Consider the following 699-nt stretch of genomic DNA (forward strand, 5'->3'; position numbering starts at 1 on the left):
GTTGCCATGCCCCCTCAACATCTGTGGGATACTTGGGATCTGAATACTGGTCCTCATGCTTGGACAGCAAGCACTTTATCTACTGATCCATCTCCCCAGCCCCTGTCAGCACACTTTGTGTCTTTAAGAAGCCCATTCCAGAATGGAAAACCTGTGAGGTATTATTATCAAAGCAGCAATTTTTCAATCCCCAAAGCCAACCACAGTCACAGTGGGAACTACTACTGCAAAGCATATCTAGGAAGGACAATGCATGTGTCCAAGCCTGTCACCATCACTGTCCAAGGTTCAGCAACGGCATCCACCAGCTCTCTAGTGTGGTTCCATGCCGCTTTCTGCCTAGTGATGTGCCTCCTGTTTGCAGTGGACACCGGCCTGTATTTCTGTGTACGGAGAAATCTTCAAACCTCGGGGGAGGACTGGAGGAAATCCCTGTCAGTCGGAAAGTACAAGGCTCCACAGGACAAATGACATCCCATCGTATGGCTAAACAGCGGCAGCTTCTTTTCAGCCACACCGCCGCTTCATCTACAGCCTTCCTTTGAAAGCAACTTACCACCAGGCTGGATATTTGGTCCTGCAATCACAACTGCTAGGAGGCTGAGGCCCAGGATGCTCCAGAAAGCGTTCCACTGCATCCTCTTAGAATGCTCTCTCAACTAAGATGGCGGACACGGCTGGCTCATTACTTCATTTCTG

Annotated in this window: 1 protein-coding gene; it reads left to right on the forward strand. The window is 49.9% G+C overall.

Translation table 11 applies throughout. The annotated features are described in order from the left end of the window. The first annotated feature begins 6 nt into the window (after positions 1-6). Positions 7-471: an immunoglobulin domain-containing protein gene (locus R7E38_RS23580; RefSeq protein WP_411978685.1), complete on the forward strand. Its 465-nt coding sequence runs from the start codon at positions 7-9 to the stop codon at positions 469-471. Positions 472-699: the final 228 nt, after the last annotated feature.

Origin of the sequence: Vibrio sp. Vb2131 (assembly GCF_033338535.1) — a bacterium.
In the GTDB taxonomy this organism is placed as follows: Bacteria; Pseudomonadota; Gammaproteobacteria; order Enterobacterales; family Vibrionaceae; genus Vibrio; species Vibrio alginolyticus.

Coding starts and splice junctions, on each gene's coding strand:
- R7E38_RS23580 (WP_411978685.1), top strand. CDS start 7: ATGCCCCCTCAACATCTGTGGGATACTTGGGATCTGAATACTGGTCCT.